The organism is Mesorhizobium sp. WSM4836 (genome assembly GCF_055811815.1).
The window spans coordinates 195,206-212,574 of the sequence record NZ_JBVVQF010000005.1 but is presented as its reverse complement, the minus strand read 5'-3'; the positions used below and the strand labels follow the sequence as shown (position 1 = coordinate 212,574).

At 63.4% G+C, this 17,369-nt stretch carries 18 protein-coding genes; 6 read left to right on the top strand and 12 right to left on the bottom strand.

Annotated features, from left to right (window positions below; genetic code table 11):
* The first annotated feature begins 6 nt into the window (after positions 1–6).
* A complete protein-coding gene (locus AC0L2P_RS08790) occupies positions 7–765 on the top strand; it encodes an HpcH/HpaI aldolase family protein (protein WP_473500829.1) in 759 nt (252 codons plus the stop codon).
* Between the two features lie 12 nt (positions 766–777).
* Complete coding sequence (locus AC0L2P_RS08785; RefSeq protein ID WP_473500828.1) at positions 778–1,734, top strand: C-terminal binding protein; 957 nt, start codon at positions 778–780, stop codon at positions 1,732–1,734.
* A 213-nt stretch (positions 1,735–1,947) separates the two neighbouring features.
* On the opposite strand, the gene AC0L2P_RS08780 is transcribed toward AC0L2P_RS08785, so the two are convergent.
* The 8 genes from AC0L2P_RS08780 to AC0L2P_RS08745 form a co-directional block, all read right to left on the bottom strand.
* A complete protein-coding gene (locus tag AC0L2P_RS08780; protein ID WP_473500827.1) occupies positions 1,948–2,427 on the bottom strand; it encodes a MaoC/PaaZ C-terminal domain-containing protein in 480 nt (159 codons plus the stop codon).
* Between the two features lies 1 nt (position 2,428).
* On the bottom strand, positions 2,429–3,505 hold the full coding sequence (locus AC0L2P_RS08775; RefSeq protein ID WP_473500826.1) for a Gfo/Idh/MocA family protein: 1,077 nt from the start codon (positions 3,503–3,505) through the stop codon (positions 2,429–2,431).
* Complete coding sequence (locus tag AC0L2P_RS08770; protein ID WP_473500976.1) at positions 3,498–3,827, bottom strand: L-rhamnose mutarotase; 330 nt, start codon at positions 3,825–3,827, stop codon at positions 3,498–3,500. The genes AC0L2P_RS08775 and AC0L2P_RS08770 overlap by 8 nt, the downstream gene beginning before the upstream one ends.
* Before the next feature lie 9 nt (positions 3,828–3,836).
* Positions 3,837–4,949 carry a mandelate racemase/muconate lactonizing enzyme family protein gene (locus tag AC0L2P_RS08765; RefSeq protein ID WP_473500824.1) on the bottom strand — a complete coding sequence of 371 codons (1,113 nt, stop codon included), beginning with the start codon at positions 4,947–4,949 and terminating at the stop codon, positions 3,837–3,839.
* Between the two features lie 3 nt (positions 4,950–4,952).
* Complete coding sequence (locus AC0L2P_RS08760; RefSeq protein WP_473500823.1) at positions 4,953–6,050, bottom strand: ABC transporter ATP-binding protein; 1,098 nt, start codon at positions 6,048–6,050, stop codon at positions 4,953–4,955.
* Between the two features lies 1 nt (position 6,051).
* Positions 6,052–6,918, bottom strand: a complete 867-nt coding sequence (locus tag AC0L2P_RS08755; RefSeq protein WP_473500822.1) for a carbohydrate ABC transporter permease — start codon at positions 6,916–6,918, stop codon at positions 6,052–6,054.
* 2 nt (positions 6,919–6,920) lie between these two features.
* Positions 6,921–7,817 carry a carbohydrate ABC transporter permease gene (locus AC0L2P_RS08750; RefSeq protein WP_473500820.1) on the bottom strand — a complete coding sequence of 299 codons (897 nt, stop codon included), beginning with the start codon at positions 7,815–7,817 and terminating at the stop codon, positions 6,921–6,923.
* Between the two features lie 142 nt (positions 7,818–7,959).
* Entirely contained in the window at positions 7,960–9,279 is a 1,320-nt protein-coding gene (locus AC0L2P_RS08745) for a type 2 periplasmic-binding domain-containing protein (RefSeq protein WP_473500819.1), read from the bottom strand.
* Between the two features lie 159 nt (positions 9,280–9,438).
* Between AC0L2P_RS08745 and AC0L2P_RS08740 the strand changes: the two genes are divergently transcribed.
* On the top strand, positions 9,439–10,227 hold the full coding sequence (locus AC0L2P_RS08740) for an IclR family transcriptional regulator (protein ID WP_473500818.1): 789 nt from the start codon (positions 9,439–9,441) through the stop codon (positions 10,225–10,227).
* Between the two features lie 67 nt (positions 10,228–10,294).
* Positions 10,295–11,131 carry an amidohydrolase family protein gene (locus AC0L2P_RS08735; protein ID WP_473500817.1) on the top strand — a complete coding sequence of 279 codons (837 nt, stop codon included), beginning with the start codon at positions 10,295–10,297 and terminating at the stop codon, positions 11,129–11,131.
* Here AC0L2P_RS08735 and AC0L2P_RS08730 read toward each other — a convergent pair.
* From AC0L2P_RS08730 to AC0L2P_RS08720, 3 genes are read right to left on the bottom strand one after another with little or no spacing between them, the layout of a single operon-like run.
* Positions 11,117–12,274: an extracellular solute-binding protein gene (locus AC0L2P_RS08730; RefSeq protein WP_473500975.1), complete on the bottom strand. Its 1,158-nt coding sequence runs from the start codon at positions 12,272–12,274 to the stop codon at positions 11,117–11,119. The genes AC0L2P_RS08735 and AC0L2P_RS08730 overlap by 15 nt on opposite strands.
* A 20-nt stretch (positions 12,275–12,294) precedes the next feature.
* Positions 12,295–13,455, bottom strand: a complete 1,161-nt coding sequence (locus AC0L2P_RS08725) for a CaiB/BaiF CoA transferase family protein (RefSeq protein ID WP_473500816.1) — start codon at positions 13,453–13,455, stop codon at positions 12,295–12,297.
* 3 nt (positions 13,456–13,458) lie between these two features.
* Complete coding sequence (locus tag AC0L2P_RS08720) at positions 13,459–14,010, bottom strand: MaoC family dehydratase (RefSeq protein ID WP_352660477.1); 552 nt, start codon at positions 14,008–14,010, stop codon at positions 13,459–13,461.
* Positions 14,011–14,201: 191 nt separating this feature from the next.
* On the opposite strand from AC0L2P_RS08720, the gene AC0L2P_RS08715 reads away from it, so the two are divergent.
* Entirely contained in the window at positions 14,202–15,299 is a 1,098-nt protein-coding gene (locus tag AC0L2P_RS08715; protein WP_473500815.1) for a lactonase family protein, read from the top strand.
* Positions 15,300–15,306: 7 nt separating this feature from the next.
* Here AC0L2P_RS08715 and AC0L2P_RS08710 read toward each other — a convergent pair whose 3' ends face one another.
* Entirely contained in the window at positions 15,307–16,020 is a 714-nt protein-coding gene (locus AC0L2P_RS08710) for a GntR family transcriptional regulator (protein ID WP_473500814.1), read from the bottom strand.
* A gap of 257 nt (positions 16,021–16,277) precedes the next feature.
* On the opposite strand from AC0L2P_RS08710, the gene AC0L2P_RS08705 reads away from it, so the two are divergent.
* Positions 16,278–17,366 carry an ABC transporter ATP-binding protein gene (locus AC0L2P_RS08705; RefSeq protein WP_473500813.1) on the top strand — a complete coding sequence of 363 codons (1,089 nt, stop codon included), beginning with the start codon at positions 16,278–16,280 and terminating at the stop codon, positions 17,364–17,366.
* The last annotated feature ends 3 nt before the right edge of the window (positions 17,367–17,369 follow it).

Genomic DNA, 17,369 nt, shown 5'->3' with positions numbered 1-17,369 from the left:
GTTTTCATGTACGACTTTCGCAAGAAATGTATCTCACTCGATCGCCTCATCGGCACCTTCTGCGCCATCCCGCATCCGGTGGCGGTCGAAGTGGCGGCCGCGAGCGGGGTCGATTTCCTGTGCATCGACTGGGAGCATTCGCAGATCGGCCGCGAACGGCTCGAGGATCTGGTTCGCGCCGCCGATGTGCACAAGGTTCCCGCGATGGTGCGCGTTCCCGGCCACACGCCGGAGTGGATTGCGGCCGCGCTCGACGCCGGCGCGTCGGGCGTCCTGGTGCCGCGCGTCTCCACGGCCGAGCAAGCCCGCATGGCGGTCATGGCCTGCCGGTACCCGCCGGTCGGCGCACGCGGTGTCGGCCCGGGCCGCGCCGCCGGTTATGGCTACGGGATTCCGGACTACCTCAAATCGGCCAACGAGGTCCTGACGGTCGCCATCCAGGTCGAGACGGCCGAAGGCCTCGCCAATATCGACGACATCGTCCAGGTCGACGGCGTCGACGTGGTCTTCATTGGTCCCGGCGACCTGTCGGTCTCGATCGACGCCATGGGGCCGGCCGGCCAGGACAAGCTCAATGCCGCCATCGTCAGGATCGCGGGCGCGGCGCGCGCGGCCCGCAAGGCCGTCGGCATCTTTCGCCCCTCGGCGGATGATGTCGGCAAATGGTCGCGGCACGGCATCAGTTTCTACATGCTGGCCAGCGACACGATGTTTCTTGGCGCCGGCCTTGCCGCCGGTGTCGCCTCGGCGCGCAGCGGCTCGTAGCAAGAGTTTGCCATGAAGATCATCAAGACCGACGGCGTATTGTCAGTCGAGGAAGAGCAGCTGCGCTACCTTGACGGCTTGAGCGCCGAGTTTGTCGAAAAGACGCTGCTCACGGAAGATGCCCTGATCGAACACTGCCGCGACGCTGACGCATTGATGGTATTGCGGGAGCCCATCACGGCTCGCGTTTTGGCGGAACTGAAGGGGCTCAAGGTCATCGGACGGTTCGGCGTAGGGCTCGACTCGATCGACCTCGAGGCCGCCAGCCGTGCCGGTGTTCAGGTAACCTACGTGCCGGATGCCAATCTGGTTGAAGTCAGCACCCACGCCATGGCCCTGATCCTGGCTTTGACGCGCAGGCTGAAGCAGTTCGACAGCGCGGTGCGCGCCGGCCGCTGGGCTGCAATGACCGATGGCGCGGGCATCACGCGGCCCGACAGGCAGATCCTCGGCCTGATCGGCTTCGGCCAGATCGGGCGGCTGACTGCCGAGCGGGCGCGGGTCTTCGGCTATCATATCATCGCCTACGACCCGCATATGCCAGCAGAGCGCATTACGGCCGGCGGTGCCGAACCGGTCGGCTTCGACGAGCTGCTAGCCAGGGCCGACATCGTCTCGCTGCACGTTCCCGCGACACCGGAGACCAGAAACATCATGTCGGCACAAGCCCTGTCGCGGATGAAGGAAGGGGCGATACTCATCAATGTGTCGCGCGGCGGCCTGGTCGACGAGGTCGCATTGGCGGACGCGATCCGGCGCGGCCATCTGGCGGGCGCTGGCATCGACACGTTCGAGCAGGAGCCGCCTTCGCCCGACAATCCGCTGCTGGCGCTGGACACCGTGCTGGTCAGCCCGCACGCGGCACACTACTCGACCCAGTCTTACGCGGAGATTCGCAACAAGGTGTTTGCCGACGTCGCAGCGGTCCTGCGCGGCGGCAAGCCGGTATATCCGGTCAACCGGATATAACCAATTGCCGATGTCGGCACCGCCCCTCATCCGCCCGCTCCGCGGAACCCAAGTCCTGCAAGCCGGCGTTCGCGGGACGATAAGGGGCAGCGCAACCTTCGCGATTTTTCCGGATTGCCACTTTTGTTCTTGCTTTGTGCCGGCAGCTATGCTACCAATTTGGGTATGGTGCTGATTCGGACCGAGGACCCGCCGCAAGGCGGTTTTTTGTCTTTAGGTTTCAGCGCCATCCGTCGAGGTTCTGGTCGGCTTGCCGCGACGCTCGACGATGTAGATGTGGTCGGCGACCAGCACCACGTCGCCATCCTGGTTGATCACCTCGCAGCGCTCGACGATACGGCCTGAATCGGGTCGCTTCGGGTCGTCTTCTCTAGCCGAGATGGTGGTGCGGGTCCTTATTGTATCGCCGATGAACACCGGCTTAATGAAGCGCAGCCTGTCGTAGCCATAGGAGAAGGCAACCGGATTGACGACGCTTGCCGTCAGCCCGACGCCGACCGAAAAGACCAGCGTCCCGTGGGCGATGCGCTGGCCGAACGGCGTAGTCTTCATGAACTCGGCGTCCATGTGATGCGGAAAGAAATCGCCGGTATGGCCAGCATGGACGACGAAGTCGGTCTCGGTGATGGTGCGCCCGCGGGTCATGCGCGACGAGCCGATCCGGTAGTCTTCGAAATAGACAGTCTGCTCCATGTCAGGGCCTCGCCGCGATCGGTGTTGCCGGCGCCGCGCTCGATCGGTAGGCGGCTTCGACCAGCGCCATGGTGTTCCATGCGTCCTCGACGGAACTGACAAGCTCGGCGTCCTCGCCCGATGCGTAGCGCTGGACATTGGCCATGCGGCCGGCAAAGGCGTCCGGAAACCATGCGCCGACGAGTGGAACCGCAATCCAGTCCGTGCCGCCTTTGGGGTAGATTTCGAGGATGTCCGGCTCGCCGCGCGGATAGTCGAGGTTGACGCCTAATTTCAGGTAAGCGGCGCCTTCGGTGCCGCAGATGCGGAATTCGCAAGCCTGGTGTTTTCGACCGAATTTGTGATCGTGGTTGATCGACAGTGCACAGCGCACGGTGTCGCCATAGTCGAGAATCGCGCTGGTGCGCGTTTGCGCAACCTTATGGCCGGGGTGGCCGAGCGTCTTGGCGTGAATCCCCTTGGGGTCGCCGAGCAATTGCCGGATGAGGTCGAGATAATGGATCGAATGCATGGCGATCTCGACGCGCGGCGCCTGCAACAGGAATTCCCAGAGCTGCCAGGGTGTCGCCAGCGCCAGCCATGCGTCGAAATCGACCACGTCGCCGAGCCAGCCCTTGGCGATCGCATCCCTGAGCGCCAGCATCATCGGCGCGAAGCGCAGCTGGAAATTCACCGCCGCCTTGAGGCCTTTGGAGCGGCAGATTTCGAGGATCTCGGTCGCCTCGGTGAGATTGCTGCCCATCGGCTTCTGGATCAGCGCCACCGCACCACCGGGCAGCGCCCTGAGCACGCCGGCATGATAGGCCGGCGGCGTCGCCAGATCGAAGACGGCGTCGCTGATTGCAGCGGCTTCCTCCACCGACCGGTAAGCGGCGACGCCCCATTTCCGCGCCAGTTTTTCCGCCTTGGCCAGGTCGGGGTCGAAAAGCCCGGCAACCGGGAAACCGGCTTTTCCATAGGCCGGAAAATGCGCATCGCCGACGATCGAGCCGGCGCCGAAAATCACGATCGGCCTGGGCTTTGACGGCTGTGCCCAGGCCTGGGAGAGCGAGGAAGGATCGAAAATGTCATCAGTCATAATGGAAGACTTCGTCCATCGACGCCCACCACTCGCCCTCCTTGCGGGTCGGCAGCGGCTCCTGGCACGGCATGCACAGCGCCCACCATTCCTGCGTCGTGGGATCGGCAGCCATCTTGGCCATGTCGGCGGCATAGTCGGTGCCGTGGTACTCGAAGGTGCTGAACAAAAGGTGCTCCGGCTCCCTCAGATAGATCGAATAATTCTTGATGTTGCAGGCGGAAATCATCGCCAGCACGTCCGGCCACACGGCGGCGTGAAGCCGCACATACTCGGCGACTTTCTCCGGCTTGAGGCCGAGCACCATTCCCATTCGCTGCAGGTCCGCCTCCTATTTCACTATCGTCGTGGTGAATTCCGCGATGCTCTTCGCCTTGATCGCATCCCAGTCCCAGTCGATGCCGATGCCGGGCTCGTCCGGCGCCAATGCATGCCCGTCCTCGATACGCATTTTCTTACCGGTCAGCTCGTCGAGCTGGGGAATATACTCGACATATCTGCCGTTCTGAACGGCGCATGTCAGGCTGACATGCAGTTCCATCAGGAAATGCGGGCAGACCGGTATGTCGAACGCCTCGGCCGCATGCGCCACCTTCAGCCACGGCGTGATGCCGCCGATGCGGCCGACATCGACCTGCACGATCGAGCATGCGCCCTTTTGCATATATTCGCGGAAATGCCGGATCGAATAGAGCGACTCGCCGATGGCGATCGGCGTCGACGTCGCATTCGACAGCCGCACATGGCCGTCAATGTCGTCGGCCGGCAACGGCTCCTCGATCCAGGCGAGGTCGAGTTCACGCAGGCGTTCGGCCCGGCGGATTGCCTCGTCGACCGAAAAGCCCTGGTTGCAGTCGGTCATGATCTCGTAGGAGTCTCCGACCGCCCGGCGCACCGCCGTCAGCCGGGCAAGATCCTCGGAACCGTGCGGCTTTCCGATCTTGACCTTCGAGCCGCGAAAACCCTTGGCCTTGGCGTCCAGCGCATCCTCAACCAGCGCCTCGGTTTCGATATGCAGCCAGCCGCCTTCGGTCGTGTAGAGCGGGCAGCGGTCCTTCGCGCCACCGGCCAGCTTCCACAGCGGCAGCCTCTGTTTGTTCGCCCGCAGGTCCCAAAGGGCAGTGTCGATGGCCGCGAGCGCGATTGCCGTGATCGCGCCGATCGTCGTGGCATGGGTGGCGAACTCCAGCTCGTGCCAGATCGCCTCGATCATGTCGGCGTCGCGGCCGATCAGCCGCGGCGCCAGGTGGTCGGCCAGCAGCGGCATCACCGAGGAGCCGCCGGTGCCGATCGTATAGCTGTAGCCGGTGCCGACCGCGCCGTCGGCGTCGGTGATGGTGACGATCGGTGTTTCCTGCGAGACAAAACTCTGGATGGCATCGGTCCGCTTGACCTTCGGCACCAGGTCGACCATCCGCAGTTCGACTTTCTCGATCTTTGCCATGATTTAACCTCGCAATGTTTTGCTGGTGTCGGCGGAAAACAGATGGGCCTGCGACAGGTCCAGGCTCATCTTGACGCGGTCGCCGGCTTTGAGCGGCTTTGGATTGAGCATCCGCGATACCCAGTCGCTGCCGTTGAATTCGGCGAACACCAGCGTTTCATTGCCGAGCGGCTCGGTGACGGTCACCGGCAACTCCACTTGGTGGACGTCGACCTCTTCGCCGGAGCTGATGCCGTGTCCGGTCGGATAGATGTCGTCGGGCCTGAGGCCGAACACGACCTTGTCGCCGGTTCGGACATTTGCCTTGAACTGGCTGGGCAGGGGCAATCTCTCGCCGCTGGCGAACAGCAGCTGTCCGTCGTCGATGTCGGCCTCATGCAAATTCATCGGCGGCGAACCGATGAAGCCCGCCACGAAGCGCGTCCGCGGCCGGCGGAAGACCTCGTCTGGTGTGCCGACCTGCTCGATGAAGCCGTCACGCATGATGACGATGCGGTCGGCCAATGTCATCGCTTCGACCTGGTCGTGGGTGACGTATATCACCGTCGACTGGACCTTGGCGTGCAGTTTCTTGATCTCGGTGCGCATCTGCGTCCGAAGCTTGGCGTCGAGATTGGAAAGCGGCTCGTCGAACAGGAAAACATCGGGATCACGCACGATGGCGCGACCCATGGCGACGCGCTGGCGCTGTCCGCCCGACAGCTGCGACGGCCGGCGGTCGAGCAACTGGTCGAGGCCGAGAATGCCGGACGCTTCGGCGACGCGACGGTCCATTTCTTCCTTCGCGGCGCCGGCTATCTTCAGCGAGAAGGCGAGGTTTTCGCTCACCGTCATATGCGGATAGAGCGCGTAGGACTGGAACACCATCGAGATGTTGCGCGAGCGCGGCGGCAGGTCGTTGACCATGCGGCCGCCGATCTCGATGACACCGTCGCTGATCGCCTCGAGGCCGGCGATCATGCGCAGGGTTGTCGACTTGCCGCAGCCGGACGGCCCGACAAGCGCGATGAACTCGCGGTCGGCGACCTCGAGGTCGATGCCGTGCACCACCGCCACTGGACCATAGCTCTTGGTGAGTTTCTTGAGCGATACTGTTGCCATGTCAGCCTTTCACCGCGCCGGATGTGAGGCCGCCGACGAGGTGTTTCTGGACGATGAAGGTAAGCGTGAGCGCCGGTATGATCATGACCACGGCCAGAGCGCACATGCCGCGCCAGTCGATGGTGAATTCGGCCGTATAGTCGAGCAGGCCGACCGGCAATGTCTTGGAGTTGATCGAGCGTGTCAGTTGCGAGGCGAGCGCGAACTCGTTCCAGGAGGTGAGGAAGGCAAAGATGCCGGCCGAGGCGATGCCGGGGCCGGCCAGCGGAAACTCGACCTGCCAGAAGGCCTGCCACCGCGTGCAGCCGTCGATCTGCGCGGCTTCGGCGAGGTCTTTCGGCACCTGGCGGAAAAAGCCGTCGATCAGCCAGACGGTGAAGGGCACGTTGAGCGCGACATAGACCAGGATCAGTCCGAAATGCGTGTCGATGATGCCGAGCCGCGCAAAGACGAAGAACAGCGGCAGCGACAGCGCAATGCCGGGCACCGTGCGCGTCAGCATCAGACCGAGGAACATTGCCGACTTGGCGCGAAAGCGGTAGCGGGCAAAGGCGTAGCCGCCGGCCATGCCGATAACAATGGCGATCACCGTCGAGGTTACCGAGATGATCAGCGAATTGCGAAAATAGTCGAGCACCGGGATGCCGCCCTGGCCGACGCCGCTGAACATGGCGATGTAGGCGTCGAGGGAGAGGTCCCGCGGGATCCACACCGGCGGCTTGGCCATGATCTCGACGGTCGGCCTGAGCGACGAGAGCACGATCCAGATGCCGGGCAGGCAGATGAACAGCATGGCCAGGAACAGCCCGACACCATGAGCGATGCCGAGCGCTTTGTTGCCGACGCGATGCAGGTTGTTCTGGTCCATCCTTACCACTCCGCCGCGATCTGCGTGCGCGCCGCGGCGAGCTTGCGGTAGAAATAGACGGTGAACAGGATCGACAGCAGGATCGAGCAATAGGCCATGGCGTTGGCCAGGCCCATCTTGGCATCGCCATAGGCGGTGCGGGCGACCAGCGTCCAGACCAGTTCGGTGCGGCCGGCGGGGCCGCCGTCGGTCATGATCTTGACGATGTCATAGGCGCGCGCCACGTCGAGCGAGCGGATGGTCATGGCGATGAATGCAAACGGCATGATGAACGGCCAGGTGACATAGCGGAATGTCTGCCACGGCGTGCAGCCGTCGACGCGGGCCGCCTCGACCGGTTCGCGCGGCATCGCCAGCAGCCCGGCCAGGATGAGGATCGCGAATACCGAGGTCGACGACCAGATCTCGGCGATCAGGATGGCAATGAAGGCGAGATTGCCGTCGATCAGCCACGGGATGGCGCGGTCGGTCAGGCCGAGCCCCTGCAGGGCGTTGTTCACCAGGCCGATATTGTCGTTGAACATGAATTTGAACTGGAAGCCGACGAGGATCGGCGAAAACATCATCGGAAACATCATGATGGTGCGCAGGACCCGCTGGCCGCGCGACGCTTTCTCCACCAGCAGGGCCAGCCCGAGCCCGATCAGCATTTCCAGGTTGAGCGCCACCGTCAGCAGCACCACGGTGCGGGCAAAGGCGATCCAGAAAGCGCGGCTGGTCAGGATGGCGACGTAGTTGCGCGCGCCGATGAAGACCCAGAACGTCTCCGGCCTGGTCAGCCGGAACGGTGTGAAGCTGGAATAGAGCGAAAGCAGCAGCGGCACCACCACCACCGCCGCCAGCACGATCACCGCCGGCAGCAGGAGCAGTAATGGCGGCGAGGGTCTCCAGCCTTTCATGGCGATCCGGTTCTGGTTGGTGCCCGGACACCGAGGGCCGCCATCAGCGACCTGGGATCAAGACAAAGCGTGTTGCGCACGGTTCGAAAAAAGTTCAGGGGCGCCGCTCTTCGATGAGCGCGGCGCCCCCTTTGAAGAATGGTCAAAGCTTGCCGGCGTCCTCGAGGATCTGCGTGGCCTTGGCGGCAGCGTCGTCCAGCGCCTGCTTGGAGGTCTTGTCGCCAAGGATGGCGGCCTGCAATTCGGGATAGACGGCGTTGGAGATTTCGATCCATTCAGGGGTCTGCGGCACGGCAAAGGCGTGCTTCGCCTCTTCCTGGAAAGCCGCCAGCACTTCCTTTTTGTAAGGATCGCTGGCCGCCTGCTGGATGTCCCAGTCCCACACCGCCGTGCGGGTCGGCAGTGGGCCGCTTGCCGCCTCGAGCTTCTGGCTGTCCTCATTGGTCAGGAACCAGACCAGCGACGCCGCGGCTTCCTTGCTGGCGCAGTTTTCGGTTACCGAAAACCCGTGGTGCCCCGACCAGCCGGTGCGAATGCCTGCCGATCCCTTCGGCGCCACCTTCACCCCGACATTGCCGGCGACCTTCGACGACTTCGGATCGTTGAAGAAGCCTGCCCAGCCCGGCCAGTCGAGGTTGATGGCGACGGTGCCCGAGGCAAAGCCCTGGCCGAGATCGTCCCATAGATAGTTGGTGGTGCCGGCCGGCACCGCCTTGGCCTTGTAGAGATTGACGAACCAGTCGAGCGCGTGCACGCCGGCTTCCGAGTTGAAGGCCGGCTTGCCATCCTTGTCGAGGTATTCGCCGCCGTCGGCGATGAGCATCTCGTAAAAGCGGCCGTTGATCGCCTCTTCCTTGCCGGCGAACTGGGTGCCGTAGAAATCGGGCGGGCTGGCGAAAAATTCCGCCTGCTGGGCGACCTCGTCCCAGGTGTCGGGCGGTGTCAGTTCCTTGCCGTACTTGGCCTTGTAGGCGGACTTCTTGGCTTCGTCCTGGTAGAGGCTCTTCTGGTAGTAGAGCGCCGAGACGTCGAACTGCGCCCGCGGCAGCATGACCAGCTTGCCGTCGAGCGTCGACGCCTTGATCGTCGACGGCACGAAGGCGTCGATCTCCTCCTTCGGAAGCAGCTTGTTGAGATCGGTGTAGATATCGGGATATTGCGGCGCGAAGGACGAGTGGTTCGACCCGACGCACCAGTTGATGCTGCCGGAGGCGATATCCGACTTGATTTCCTTGTCGAGCTCGAAGTGGTTCTTCTTCGAGATCACGTTGACCTTGGCGCCGGTCAGCTTTTCCCATTCGCCGATGCGCGCGTACAGCCCTTCATATTGCTGGCCGCCGATCAGCTTGGCGTCGATGGTGACGCCGTCGAATTTGCCGGGCAGGTCGGCAGCAAGGGCAGCACTCGCACCGAGTGCGAGCAGCGTTACGCCGGCCGACAGGCCGCAAAACAGTTTCGTCATTGGTATCCTCCCAAGAGTCTGCGTCGATCCATAGCGAGGGCTGATCGGCAGCTTCATTCATATACAAACAAAACATTTACAGGATCGTCAAGCCGAAAGTTCTTCCGGAAGCACTGCCGGTATGCGTATATGAAAGCTGAAATTCACTGGAGAAGCGCAATGCCAGAGGACGAGGAAGACGACCGCTATCGAGCCCCGGCGCTGGACAAGGGGCTCGATATCCTCGAGCTGCTGGCCGGCGTCGATGGCGGCCTGACGCAGGCGGAAATCGCCAAGAAACTCGACCGCAGCCCGAACGAGTTCTATCGCATGCTGGACCGGCTTGTGCGGCGCGGCTACGTCACGCGGCCGGATGGCGACCGCTATTCGCTGACGCTGAAGCTGTTTGGTCTGGCGCAGCTGCATGCGCCGGTGCGCCGGCTGGTTTCCTATGCGACGCCGCTGATGCGCGAACTGGCCGAAACCTCACAGCAGGCAAACCAGCTCGTCGTCTTCGATCGCGGTTCCGCCGTGGTCATTGCCCAGCAGGAAGCGCCGGATTACTGGGGCATCTCCATCCGCGTCGGCTCGCATATCAGCCTGTTCGACACCGGCTCCGGCCATGTGCTGCTGGCGTTCCGCCCGCCGGAAGAGCGGCAAATGATGATCTCAGAACATCTGCGCAGCACCGACAAGGCACCGCAATCACCCGAGTTTTTCGCCCGCCTCGACCAGATTCGTGAACGCGGCTACGAGATGATGGCGTCGATGCAGACGGCCGGCGTGTTCAACCTGTCGACGCCTGTTCTCGGCTCGGACGGCAAGGCAATCGCCGCACTGTCGATTCCCTACATTACCCTGGTCAACGCACCCAAGGCGCCCGACATCACCAGGACGATAGAGCTGTTGCTGGCAGCCACCGAAAAGCTGTCGCAACTGGCGGGGTCGACTGTCACGCAATCGAGATGAATTCTTATTTGAATGAAGAATTTCTCCGTGAGATGATCTCGAAGTCGCCAAGGAGGAGCGCGCCACTATGATCTTTGACACCCATCTGCACCTGATCGACCAGTCCGCCCTGCGCTATCCCTGGCTGGCCGGCGTGCCGGCGCTCAACCGTGATTTCTCCTACGACGAATATGCAGTCCAGGCCCGTCGCGCCGGCATCGACGGCGCGTTCCATATGGAGGTCGATGTCGATCCAGCCGATATCGAGGCTGAAACCAGCCGTGTCAAAGCACTATCGCGGCAAAAGGGCAGTTTGCTGAGAGGAGCGATTGCCTCCTGCCGTCCGGAGGAGCCCGGCTTTGCCGCCTATCTCGAGCGCCAGCGCGCTGATCCTTTCGTCAAAGGCTTTCGCCGCGTGCTGCACGTCATGCCGGATGAACTGTCGGAAGGCGCGCGGTTCCGCGAAAACATCAAGCGGCTAGCCGGCAGCGGCCTGACCTTCGATCTAGTCGTTCTGCCGCACCAGATCCCCAAGGCGATCGCACTCGCCGACCTCGCGCCGAATATGCAGTTCGTCCTCGACCATTGCGGCGTGCCCGACATCAAGGGCGGTGCCGAGCACCCCTGGCGCGAGCACATGGCGGAGATCGCGCGGCGCCCGAACGTCGTCGGCAAGATTTCCGGTGTGGTCGCCTATGCGGATGCCGGATCCTGGACCGTCGAAACGCTGCGTTCCTATGTCGAGCACACCATCGAATGCTTCGGCTGGGACCGCGTCGTCTGGGGCAGCGACTGGCCGGTCTGCACGCTCGGCGGCGGCCTTGCGACCTGGATTGCGGCAACGCACGCGCTGCTCGGCGGTGCAAGCGCCGATGAGCGGCAAAAGCTGTTGTCAGGCAACGCCAAGCGGCTATGGAATCTCTGACGCCGCTCCTGCGCCGGCAACGCCGGACACCTGCGTCGAAAGGCTCTCCCGAAACAGGCGATTGAGATCGGCAACGACGCGAGCGGCATTGTGCCTTTCGCTCAGGCCGAGATTGATGCGATCGGAGGCCGCCTGCTGGAACGCCATGTAGCCGTCATGCCGCGGCCTGACCCAGGCACCTTCGAGCGTGGCTCGGGTATCTTTGTAGAAATTGCCGGCAGCGGCATTGACGGCGGCATCGCCCCAGGCTGCGGCATGGCCGGGCTGGCCGCCGGCCGAGGCGTAGGGGCCGCGCTGCACGTCGCCGCTGGCAATCCAGTAGGCGAAGTCGATTGCTGCCTGCCTCGCCTTCGAGAACGCCGAAACGGCAATGCCGGTCCCGCCGAGCGCCGAGCCTTTGGGGCCGGCATTGCCCGCGGCCGGAATATCCGCGAAAGCGAGGCGGTTGGGTAGAAACCAGGCGATGGCATAGGAGACGTAGCCATAGATCAGCGGCGCGCAGGCGATCCGTGATCCCGATCCGGCCATTTGCTCCAGAACCGCGATCGGATCCATGCCAAGACACGCCGGATCGACGAGGGCCGCGATCTCGCGCATCATCTCGAAGACCTGCTTGCCCGTTGCCGGATCGACATGGTCGCCAGGGCCTTCACCGGCAGGCCGGCCGAGATTGCCGGCAAGCGTGTAGAACGTCATCAGCGCATGCGGCGGCCTCAGCGGCAACAGCACGCGGCCTTGCCGCGCCAGATCGAGCGCATCGGCCCAGCTCGCCGGCGCGGCCGAAAGCGTATCGGGCCGCCATGCCTGCACCTGGCTGGCCGCGTCGATCGGAAACGCCCACTGCCGGCCTTGCCAGTTGTAGCTCGGAAAGGACCGGCCGACACTGCCCGCCGCAAGTGCCGCGCGTTCGGCTTCCCGGCCAGCGACATCGAGCGGCGCCAGGCAATTCTCGGCGGTGATCTGGCCGACATGCGGATGATCGATGACGATCAGGTCGTAGGCACGGGCCAGTTCCTCGACCGGGAAGGATTCGAAATCCTGCAGCGAGCGCTTGTCCCATTCGATAGTGACGCCGGTCCGTTCCTTCCACAGCGCCGAACAGGCGACCATCGGGTCATAGCCGCGCGAGTGGCTCCAGGTCATGCCTTTGAGCGTGACGTCGCTCACAGCCCGAACTCCGCGCGGATTTTTGCGCTGTGCTCGCCGATGCGCGGCGCGGCCCGCTCGACCTTGGCGCGGACGCCGTCGACCCTGAGCGGCGAGCGCGTGGTGAGGATCGAAACATCATCCTCGCGCGTCACCGTCTGCAGCATGTCGAGGACCTGGAAGCCTTCGCTGGCCATCATTTCCGGCCAGGTCAAAACCTTGGCGCACCAGATGTCGGCAGGCTCGAGAATGGCCAGCCATTCGTCGACCGTCTTCGTTGCGATCTTTTGCGCGATGATCGCCTTGATCTCGTCGCGGGCGGTGAACCAGGTCGACGGCTGATCGCGATAGGGGGCAAGCTCTTCGAGACCCAGGAGATCGGCGAGCTTCGGGATCGGCGTCATGGCGATCGCCAGATAGCCGTCCTTGGCCGGATAGACGCCATAGGGCGCCGACAGATAGGCATGCGCGCTGCGGAAAGATGACCGCCGCGGCAGCCGGCGCCCGTCATTGAGATGCGTGGTCAGCACCTCGAACTGGAAGTCGACCAGTGCTTCGAGCAGGCTGGTCTCGACATGGCTGCCCTCGCCGGTCACGCCGCGCCGCACCAGTGCTGCAAGAATGCCTTGCGCGGCGGCCGAGCCCGCCAGCATGTCGGCGATCGCCAGGCCGAAGGGCACCGGCCCCTGGTCCTCGTCGCCGTTCAGCCACATCACGCCGGAGCGAGCCTGCGCCAGCAGATCCTGCCCGGGCCGCTTGACCCACGGGCCTTCCTCGCCATAGCCGCTGATCGAGGCATAGACCAGGCGCGGATTGATCTTGCGCACCGCCTCGTAATCGAAACCCAGTCGTTCGATGACGCCGGGCCTGAAATTCTGGATCAGCACGTCGGCCTTGGCCAGCAGGCCGCCCAGTGCCGCAAGGTCGGCCTCGTTCTTCAAGTCGATGGCAAAGCTTTCCTTGGCGCGGTTGATCGCATGGAAAATGGTGGAATCGCCGCCGATCTCGGTGTCGCTGAGATAGAGCCGGCGCGACAGGTCGCCGCCATCCGGCCGCTCGATCTTGATAACGCGGGCGCCGAGATCGAGCAGTCGCAGCGAGCAATAAGGCCCGGACAGGAACTGGCTCATATCGACAACGATGAGCCCGGTCAGCGGCAGTTCGGCAATGGCAGCCATTGCCTATTTCTCCGTCTTGCCGGCGAAATCGGCCGGATTGCGGTACTTCACCGTCTGCAGGTGCTCGCAATAAAGCACGAGCTCGCCTTCACCCTTGAAGACTTCATAGCTGGCGCGGATCAGCCCCATTTCCTTGTATTTTGGCTTCTTGTCGAGGTTGGAGCGGATCGAATAAATCGTGTCGCCGATGAACACCGGCTTGATGAAGCGCAATTTGTCGTAGCCATAGGAAAAGGCGTTGATGCAGTTGGTGGCGACGAGCCCGAGCCCGGCCGAGAACACGAAGGCCCCTGCCACCAGCCGCTTGCCGAAAATACCTTCCGTTTCGGCGAACATCTGGTCCTGCACGTATGGATGGATGTCGAGCACCAGCGTGTTGAAGAGATGGCTGTCGCCCTCTGCAATGGTCCGGCGCAGCGAGCGGATCTTCTGGCCGACCGGCCAGTCTTCGTAGAACCAGTTCTCCGCGTTCCAGACGGGAAGGTCGGCATGATCCCTAGGCATGTTGGCGGGGTGTGTCGATGCCACGCCCACGGTTGGCGCGAAACCGCTCATGACGACTTCCTCTGGCAGCGGGAATCGTCCATCAGGGCGCGCCGCAGACCAGCGAAATGCATGATCGATCCTCCCGTCAATCTTCTTTTGTGAATAGTATTTTCACATATGGGGTTGTGTTGCAAGCGTGAACAGACGAAATTTTGCCCGCTCCGGCGCGGCCAATGCCGGCGGAACAAGGAGGGAAAGTGATGCAGAATGCCTGTCTGGTTTTCGTCGGCAGCCTCAATCGCGACGCCCCGTATTTTCAGGGCGCGCGCGGCATCGGGCTGGGTGTCTACAGTTTCGACGAAGGGACGCTGGAGACGAAGAAACTGGCCGAGACGGGAGAGATCGACAATCCCACCTTCCTGTCGGTGACGCCGGACGGCTCCCATGTCTATGCCAACTCAGAAGTGTTCACCTGGCGCGAAGGGGTGGTCTCGGCCTACCGCTTCGACAGGCAGTTTGGCACGCTGTCCTACATCAACAAGCAGCCGACGCTGGGCAGCATCACGGCGCATAACACCATCACGCGCGACCGGACCAAGCTGCTGGTCGCTAATTACGGCATGGGCGAGGGCGGCCCGGATCGCTCGGTCGTGGTGTTAGGGCTGCGCGAGGATGGCGGCCTGACCGCACCGTTGTCGAGCGTCGCCCATAGCGGGACCGGACCAGACCCGGCACGCCAGGAGCGGCCGCATGCCCATAGCGTAACCGAGACGGTTGCCGGGGGGATGGCCATCGTCGCCGACCTCGGCATCGACCGGCTGGTGTCCTACCGCATCGGCTCAGACGGCAGCCTGACGGAGCTCGCCGAGTCGGCGCTTGCGCCGGGTGCGGGTCCGCGCCATTTGGCGCTGCATCCGGGCGGCCGCTTCGCGTTCGTCATGAACGAGCTGGATTCGACGGTCGTCTCGTTAGCGCTGGACGAACGATCAGGCAAGCTTACGGTGATCGACAGCAAGCCGGCCGTGCCGCCGGAGGCGCGCGACGGCAATCACTGCGCCGACATCCAGATCTCGCCCGACGGCCGCTTCCTCTATGGCTCCAACCGCGGCCATGACAGCATCGCCGTGTTTTCGGTCGACCAGCAAACCGGCAGGCTTGCCCTTGTGGGCTATACGCCTTGCGGCGGAGCCACGCCGCGCAATCTGGCACTGACGCCCTCGGGCGGCCATCTGTTCTCGGCCAACCAGAATGCCGACCGCATCTCGATTTTCGCCCGTGATGCCGCAACCGGCCGGCTGAGCGACACCGGCCGATCCATCGACATTGGCACGCCGATGTGCGTGAGGATCGTGCGTTGACGCGATCTCAGAATTCGAGCGCCTGCCTGAGTGCCGGGCCGCTCCTGACGCGCAAATCGAGGTCGGCCTCGATATGGTCGATGTGGTGCAGTATCAGCGCGCTGGCGCGTTCGGCATTGCCATTTTCCAGCGCCTCGAGGATCTGCGTGTGTTCGTTGTGGCCGCAGCTCGAGATGCCCGAGCGGCCATAGAGTGCGATCACCAGCGATGAACGAGCGACCAATTCCTCCATGAAACGCTGCAGGATGACGTTTCCCGCGACCGAAGCCAGAAGCAGGTGAAAATCCCCCGAGGCCTTGATCTCCGATCGCCTTGCGTTCGGTCCGCGTTCGGCGATGAAACGGCCTTCTTCGTCGAGCTGGGCCTTGAACGCGGCGACGTGCGCCGGCGTCATCCGCCCGGCGGCGGCAATCGCGATGCCGGGTTCGATGAGCCGGCGCGAAGCAAAAACCTGCCGCGCCTCCTCCGGCGACGGATTGGCGACGAAGGCGCCGCGATTGCGCTCGGTACGCACCAATCCCTCGAAGGAAAGCATCTGCAGTGCGGCGCGCGCCACGGTGCGGCTGACATCGAACAGCGTGCCGACTTCGCCTTCGGAAAGCTTGGTTCCCGGCGCCAGCCGGCGATCGACGATCGCATCGCGCAAATGGTCGCGGATCGCCTGCGCGCGATCCTCGTTGGCGGACTCGATGGCAGGGAAAGTCTGGTCGGCAATGTTCATGGCAGTGGTCCTGCCTTCTTCTATCCTGAATCGCATCGCTTGGACGAGAGACAAAGTGAATACAGGACCGAAAAAGATTGCATACGATTTTTGCGAGGATCGGCGGCAATCGCCTATAATTTGTGCATTGAACAAGCATGCCGTATCGGCAGTCATGCAGATACAGCCCCGATTTCTTCGAGGATTCAGCCGGTTGGTGCGACGGCGCGCAACTGGCACGCATGATGCTTTGGCTAATCCGACCAAGGGGAAGCTGGATGTCCAAAGCCGCCGAAATCGACATTGTGTCCGTTTCGAAAGTCTATGGCGCGACGACTGCCGTCGAAGGCATCAGCCTGAAAATCCCTGCGGGAACCTATTGCTGCCTGCTCGGTCCGTCCGGCTGTGGCAAGACCTCGACGCTGCGCATGATCGCCGGGCACGAGAGCATATCGAGCGGCGACGTGCGGCTCGGCAACACAGTGGTCACCGATCTGCCGCCGGCCAGGCGCGGCACGGCCATGATGTTCCAGTCCTACGCGCTGTTTCCGCATCTCGACCTGATAGACAATGTCGCGTTCAGCCTGAAGATGAAAGGCGTCGGCAAGGAGGAGCGCCGCGCCAAGGCACTCGACATGCTGAAGCTGATGCAGATGGAGGCATATGCCAGCCGCCGTCCGGCGCAGCTGTCCGGCGGCCAACAGCAGCGCGTTGCTCTCGCCCGCGCGCTGATCACCGATCCCGAGGCGCTGTTGCTCGACGAACCGCTGTCGGCACTTGATCCATTCCTGAAAATCCGCATGCGGGCCGAGCTGAAGAAGCTACAGACCTCGCTCGGCATCACGTTCGTCCACGTCACCCACAGCCAGGAAGAGGCGATGGCGCTGGCCGACCTGATCGTGGTCATGAACGACGGCCGTATCGAGCAGGCGGCGCACCCTCGCACGGTGTTCGAGCGACCGGCCACGGCCTTCGTCGCTCGTTTCATGGGCGACCACAATGTCATCACCGGCCGTGTCACCGGTAGTCGCGACGGCATGGTGGTTTTCGACGTGCCCGGCGGCGCCACGCTGGCCGCGAGCGGGCAGGGCAGGGAGACCGGGGAGCCCATCGACATCGCCATTCGCACCGACCACGTGCGCATCGGCGAGCCGCCGGCAGCCGGGCTCGGCTTCACCGGCGTCGTTTCAAACGTCGAGTACCGCGGTTCGACCGTGAAGCTCTCGGTCAATGGCGCCGGCATCGAGGATTTCACGGTGATCGTCGACGACACCAGCTTCTTCGCCAGGCCGGTTGCCGCCGGCGACGCAGTGCCGATCGCCTGGGACGCCGAGGACGCCATCGTCCTTGGCCGTCTCGATTCCTGAAAC